A 6,527-nucleotide genomic window follows, 5' to 3' on the forward strand; every position below is an offset into this window, starting at 1 on the left:
GCGCAACAACACGGGGCGCGTCAAGGCGAACTAGTTGCCGAAAAAGGCAGCTAAGACCGTCTTCCATCCGGGTTAGCAAGCACGCGAGAGTAGTTAATAAGAACATACCCGCTTACCAGGAAAGCAGGAGCTCGGAGTTGAGGGCGGCCCCGGCCATGGTGCCGCCGGCCACGGCCATACTAAGCGCCCGCATGGGCATGGTTGCATCGCCCGCCGCGTAGATGCCCGGCACACTGGTTTTCTGCATGCCGTCTACCTGCAGATAGCCCGCCTCGGTGTAGGCGCAGCCCAGGTCCCGCGGCAACAGACAGTGCTGCTCCATGCCCGGCCGCAGGTAGAGGGCTGCCAGGGGAACCTGTCGACCGTCCAGCAAACCGATGTGCGTGAGTTGGCCAGCCTGGTGGCGCAGTTCCCGTACGGGCGTTTCTTCAACTTCTATGCCCGCGTCGGCCAGCTGGGCCCACTGCCCGGGCGAGAACGTGGCCGGGCCATCGGTGAAGATGGTCAACTGGTCGGTCCACTGACGCAGCAGGCGGGCGTGTTCCAGGGCGGCCTCACCGTTGAGCAGCGTGCCAGTGGGCTGATGGTGGTACTCGTAGCCGTGGCAGTAAGGGCAGTGAATAACGGAGATGCCCCAGCACTCGGCAAACCCGGGCCGGGCAGGCAGCTGGTCGCGCACCCCGGTGGCGAAAAGCAGCTTGCCGGCGCGCACTACCCGGCCAGTGTCCGTTGTCAGGGTGAAGTCGCCATCGGAGCCGCGGGCCGCTACGGCAGTTTCCGGCAGCAGCTGCACGGTAGGGTAGGCCAGCGCCTGGGCCCGGGCCTGGGCGGCTAGCTCGGCGGGTGCCGTTCCGTCCCGGGTCAGAAAGTTGTGCGCGTGCGGGGTTGGGCGGTTGCACGGCTGGCCGCTATCCAGTACCAGTACCCGTCGCAACGCCCGCCCTAGGGCAAGGGCAGCCGACAACCCAGCGTAGCTGCCGCCGATAATGATTACTTCCACAGTGAGCTGCTGTTCCATCTGGTAAGGAAAAAAGTTGATGTCTCATTTATGAGACACGAGAAAGCAAAAAAACTTACAGCCCGATGCCTTTGCTGAAAGAGAACCAGGCAAACTGCTGCAGGTGCGGTCCCGCGGCGCCCGCAGCCCGGGCCTCTATCGTGGTTTTGACTACCCCGCTGAGCAGCAGCAGCACCCAATCGGCCGAGAGGTGGGCACTGATTTTCCCTTCCTGCTGCAGGCGGGTGACAACGGCTCGGCACCGGGCCTGCAAGGCGTCGTACTCGGCACAGTCGGCCACCTGGCCGGGGGCGTGCTGGTGTTCGGGCCGGGTGTGCAGCTTGGTGAAGAAAGCGTACTTGGCCCCGCAGTCGATGCCCGCATAGAGTATATGTTCGAGCTGAACCATAGGGTCGGAGGAGCTGGCCAGCGCCTGGGTTAGAGCAAGGCGGCAGCTGCGCTGCATGTCGCGGGCACAACAGGCCAGCAATTCCTCCCGGCCGGCAAAGTAGCGGTGCAGCGTCCGGCGGGTAACGCCCGCCCGCTCGGCCACCTTTTCCAGGGGGGCTGAGTAATCCTCGTTAAAAACGAGAATAGCCGCTTCCACAATAGTTTGCTCCGTGCCGGATGTCATCGGGAGCAAATGTAAGGATCATGTCTCATATGTGAGACATGATCCGGAAATTAATACTGTATAAAGCTTGGCCTATGTTGCTGCTAAGTGCCCGGAACAGGTATTGGAAGAGGATTCTCCGTAACTGCAGCACTCCGTAACTGCAGCAATGATTAAGCTGACTTTACAAGGCCTCCCTGCGCTGACAGCGGCCGGGCGTCGCTAAGCGGGAAGTTCCGGCCAGGCAAGCATTCGGAGCACTGAATTGGAAAACAGCGTATATCCCGTAGTCTTTGCCGGATACGCCCTCCTGAGCTCCTCAATGCTGCTTGCGGATGCGGCTGAGGGTTTCGCGTGAGACTCCCAGGTAAGAAGCAATCATGTGCAGGGGGATGCGCTGGTAAAAATCGGGAAAGGCCTGCACGGACTCTTGGTACCGCTCTTCGGCCGTGTGGCTGATGGCTGTATAAAGCCGGTTGCCCTGGGCCTCGAGGTGGCGGCCCGCCGACTGCTCCTTTGGCCGGCAGCCCGGTGTGGAAGCTTTCGGCGTCGGTAACCCACCAGTTCTCCAGGGCAAAGCGCAGGATGTGCTCCTGCGCCGCCTCGTCGGTGCGGTAGAGGCGCAAAGCGCCGCTGACGGCGAAGGTCATTCGCTGCTCCGGCCGGAACAGGGGCCAGCTCCTGGTACTGCTGCCCATAGCTACAGCGAGTCCGGCACTGCTCTTGGCATCTGCCGCCTGATGCCCTGCGTGCCAATTGCTTGCCCACGTTTAAGCTAAGTGTATAGCCCGTACTCAAGGGAGAAGGCTGGCTACTGGTAATATAAATATTCTCAAATAAGAAAAGGCTACCTTACGTGATAATCAGGCCTGTATAAGCCACGTGCTTGCGTTGTTTTTTGTACTAAGCTTTTACTTATCAGCATTGTCAGGCAGGGGCTTACGTCCTACCAACAAGCCGGCTCACACCCCAATCAATAAACATCCTGCCAACATTTGCTCTTAGGCTTGGTGAATTTACCCGATGAAAGAAAGCGAAAAAAAGTACCGGCAGCTGATTGAGGCCAGCCAGGATTTATTGGTTACCGTGAATCAGAAGGGCATCATCCTCGATATCAACGAGGCCGCCGTAACCCTGACGGGCGTAGACCGGGACGCGTTGATGGGGAGTGACTTTTTCAACCTATTTACCGAACCAGAACAGGTGCGGGCAGCCTACCGGCAGGTAATGGCGGATGGAACGATTAGCAACGTGCCGTTTATGCTCCGCCACTCCAACGGCAACCTGACGGAGGTGCTGGTTGACGGCTCCGTAAACAGGGACGAACAGGGAAAGGCGCTAGGAGCGGTGTTGGTAGCCCGGGAAGTAGCCGAGAAAAACTGGGCTACGGAGCTGGGCATCGCCAACAAAGAACTGGCCTTTCAGCACAACGAAAAGGAAAAGCGGGCCGATGAGCTGAGCATCGCCAACGAAGAGCTGGCTTTCCAGAACGACGAGAAAGAAAAAAGGGCGCAGGAGTTGAGCGTCGCCAATGAGGAATTAGCCTTTCAGAACGACGAAAAGGAAAAGCGCGCGGCCGAGCTCGGCATTGCCAATAAAGAGCTGGCTTTTCAGAACAACGAAAAAGAGAAGCGGGCCCAGGAACTCATAATTGCCAACACGGAGCTGGCGTTTCAGAATGATGAGAAAGAGAAGCGCGCCCAGGAATTAGGCGTTGCTAACACCGAGCTGGCCTTTCAGAATGACGAAAAGGAAAAGCGAGCGGCCGAGCTGAGTATTGCTAATACTGAACTTGCTTTCCAAAACGACGAAAAGGAAAAGCGCGCAGCCGAGTTGGGTATTGCCAACAAAGAGCTGGCGTTTCAGAACGACGAAAAAGAAAAGCGGGCCCAGGAGTTAATCATTGCCAATAAAGAGCTGGCCTTTCAGAACGACGAAAAGGAAAAGCGCGCCCAGGAGCTGAGTATTGCCAACATTGAGCTGGCTTTTCAGAACGACGAGAAGGAAAAGCGCGCGGCGGAGTTGGTCATTGCCAATAAAGAGCTGGCCTTTCAGAACGACGAGAAAGTGAAGCGGGCGGCCGAGCTGCGCGTGGCTAACTACGCCCGGGGCCTGATTGAGGCCAGCCGCGACCCGCTGGTTACCATCAGCCCGGAAGGCAAAATCACGGACATGAATAGGGCCACGGTGTACATCACCGGCATGGAGCGCGAGCAGCTCATCGGCTCCGACTTCTTCGTATACTTCACCGACCCGCAGATGGCGCGTGAGGTGTACCAGGAAGTGTTTGCCAAGGGTACGGTGGCTGACTCACCCCTTACCCTGCGCCACAAAAACGGCAAGCTGACCGATGTGCTCTTCAACGGGTCGGTGTACAAAAACGACGAGGGCAAGGTGCTGGGCGTGGTGATTGTCGCCCGCGACGTAACCGACCAGAAGCGCATTGCCACGGAGCTCATTGAAGCCAAGTTCGCGGCCGAGCGTGCCACCGTGCTGGCCGAGGAAGCCCAGGCCAAAGCCGAAAGCGCGGTGAAAGCCAAGCAGCAGTTTCTCAGTAACATGAGCCACGAGATTCGGACGCCCATGAACGCCATCATCGGCTTTACGAAGGTGGTGCTGAAAACGGAGCTGACCGATAAGCAGCGGGAATACCTGACGGCCATCAAACTCAGCGGCGACACGCTGATTGTGCTCATCAACGACATTCTGGACCTGGCCAAAGTGGATGCGGGCAGGATGACCTTTGAGAAAATCCCGTTCAAGCTCGCGTCGTCGGTAACGGCGATGGTGCACCTGTTCGAAACCAAGATTCAGGAGAAAAACCTGGAGCTGGTGATGGACTACGATGCCAAAATCCCGGACGTGCTGGTGGGTGACCCCGTGCGCCTGCATCAGGTCATCCTGAATCTGGTAAGCAACGCCGTCAAGTTTACGAGCGAAGGCACCATCACCGTGGGCGTGCGCATGCTGGTGCAGGACAAGGAAAAAGTCATCCTTGAGTTTGCGGTTACCGATACCGGTATTGGCATCGAGGAAACCAAGCTGGATACCGTGTTCGACGATTTTCAGCAGGCGACCAGCGGCACCAGCCGCTTATACGGCGGGACGGGGCTGGGCCTGGCCATTGTGAAAAATCTGGTGGAGCCCCAGGGAGGCACCATTAATGTGAAAAGCAAGGTGGGGGTAGGCTCCACGTTCAGCTTCATCCTGAGCTTTGCCAAAACGCTGGAAAAAGCCAGCGCGGATATCAACCTGAATATTGAACGGGAGGAGGGTTTCAAAAACGTCAAAATCCTGGTGGTGGAAGATATTGCCTTGAACCAGCTGCTGATGAAAACGCTGCTGGAGGACTTCGGCTTTGAGATGGAAGTGGCCGGCAACGGCAAAATCGCCCTGGAGAAGCTACGCACGACCCGCTACGACATCGTGCTCATGGACTTGCAGATGCCCGTAATGAACGGGTTTGAAGCCACCGAATACATTCGCAACGAGCTGCGCCTGAACGTGCCCATCATTGCCCTCACGGCCGATGTGACCACGGTAGACGTGGAGAAGTGCAAGGCCGTGGGCATGAATGACTATATCTCCAAACCAATTGACGACAAGCTGCTCTACAGCAAAATCATCAAGTACCTGAAGCAGTCCGACGCCGACCAAACGGCTGCGCTACCTGTAGGTGACGTGCCAAAGCAGGCCCAGACCTGCGTCAACTTCGACTACCTGAAACGCATCACCAAGAGCGACGCCCGCATGGCTGAAATGATTGGCCTGTACCTGCAGGAGATTCCGCAGCTGGTGCAAACCATGAAACAGGCTATTGCCGAAAAAGACTGGATGGCCCTGAAACGAGCTACGCATTCCATGATTCCGACCTTTGCTACTATGGGGATGGACCCGGAGTTTGAGAATATCACGAAGTCCATTCAGGCCATGGCCGTGAACCTGATTTCCGTTGGTGATGGGGCCAGCCAGGAAGTCATGACCGGGCTGCTGTCCCTGTTCTCGAAGATAGAAACTGCCTGTGCTCAAGCCGCAAAAGAGTTGGAAGGGAAACTGCTATTGCTTGCGCAGGCCCTTGCGCCGGCGCAAGCGAATAAGCCTGTAGCTGGCTAAGCGGGCCGCACGTCTTCCACAGGTATTCGAAAAAGATGTGCAGGGCTTGTGAAATGCAGTCAGCAGAACGAAACACCGCGCTGAACTGAACCTGGTTAGCTGGGCGCGGCGCCTACCAGCGGGCACTGCGCAACTGGTCGGGCTGCAGCACCCGAATGCTTTTGGGCGTGAGCTCCACCAGGCCGTCGGCTCGGAACTCACTGAGCGTACGAATCAGGGACTCCGTCGCGGTGCCGACCATAGCAGCCAGATCCTCGCGTGTGAAGTGAATGTGCGCGTCCGGCCCGGCCTGCGCATGCAGCTTCAGCAAGGTGTCGGCCACGCGCCGGCGGATGGAGCTGTAGGCCATGGTCAGCAGCTGGGTTTCCCGCTCACTCACCCGGCCCGCCAGCAGGCGGATGAACTGCTGGCCCACGGCGGGGTTGTGCTGCAGCAGCAGGGAGAAGTCGTCGCGCGGAATGTAGACCAGCTCCGACTCATCGGTAGCCACGGCCGAGTCGCTGTGCTCGGTATGCTCCAGCAAGGGCAGGTACCCGAAAAACTCCCCCGGGCCATAAGAGCCCGTAATCAGCTCTTTGCCGCTACCGGTAGATTTTAGCGTTTTCACCCGCCCGCTTTTCACGAAGTATACGCGTATCGGCTCGTCGCCTTCGAGGTAGATGTTCTGCTTTTTCCGCACCACGTGCACTTTGCGGTCGGCCGAGAGGCTGTCGAGGTTACCCATGGCGCGGGCATCGTCCAGAAAGTCGTTTAAACCGTCCTGTTGCAGGTCGTAGTCGGGCCTGAGGTGCTGAAACCGGTTGA

The 6,527-nt window shown here is 58.1% G+C and carries 5 protein-coding genes; 1 reads left to right on the forward strand and 4 read right to left on the reverse strand.

The window, feature by feature from the left end:
- Positions 1 to 112: 112 nt before the first annotated feature.
- The 3 genes from I5L79_RS11165 to I5L79_RS11175 all read right to left on the reverse strand — a co-directional run bounded on the left by I5L79_RS11165 (position 113) and on the right by I5L79_RS11175 (position 2,187).
- Positions 113 to 1,018, reverse strand: a complete 906-nt coding sequence (locus tag I5L79_RS11165) for an NAD(P)/FAD-dependent oxidoreductase (protein WP_196955127.1) — start codon at positions 1,016 to 1,018, stop codon at positions 113 to 115.
- 55 nt (positions 1,019 to 1,073) lie between these two features.
- Positions 1,074 to 1,631, reverse strand: coding sequence for a TetR/AcrR family transcriptional regulator (locus tag I5L79_RS11170; RefSeq protein WP_196955128.1), 558 nt, complete (start codon positions 1,629 to 1,631; stop codon positions 1,074 to 1,076).
- A gap of 298 nt (positions 1,632 to 1,929) precedes the next feature.
- On the reverse strand, positions 1,930 to 2,187 hold the full coding sequence (locus I5L79_RS11175) for a cyclic nucleotide-binding domain-containing protein (RefSeq protein WP_196955129.1): 258 nt from the start codon (positions 2,185 to 2,187) through the stop codon (positions 1,930 to 1,932).
- A gap of 446 nt (positions 2,188 to 2,633) precedes the next feature.
- Here I5L79_RS11175 and I5L79_RS11180 point away from each other — a divergent pair, with 446 nt between their 5' ends.
- Positions 2,634 to 5,723 (forward strand): PAS domain S-box protein, encoded by a 3,090-nt coding sequence (locus I5L79_RS11180; protein WP_196955130.1) that lies wholly within the window; start codon positions 2,634 to 2,636, stop codon positions 5,721 to 5,723.
- 112 nt (positions 5,724 to 5,835) lie between these two features.
- On the opposite strand, the gene I5L79_RS11185 is transcribed toward I5L79_RS11180, so the two are convergent.
- The coding region (locus tag I5L79_RS11185; RefSeq protein WP_196955131.1) for a Crp/Fnr family transcriptional regulator at positions 5,836 to 6,527 on the reverse strand (692 nt) is incomplete at its 5' end.

Source organism: Hymenobacter guriensis, assembly GCF_015773195.1.
Classification (GTDB): Bacteria; Bacteroidota; Bacteroidia; order Cytophagales; family Hymenobacteraceae; genus Hymenobacter; species Hymenobacter guriensis.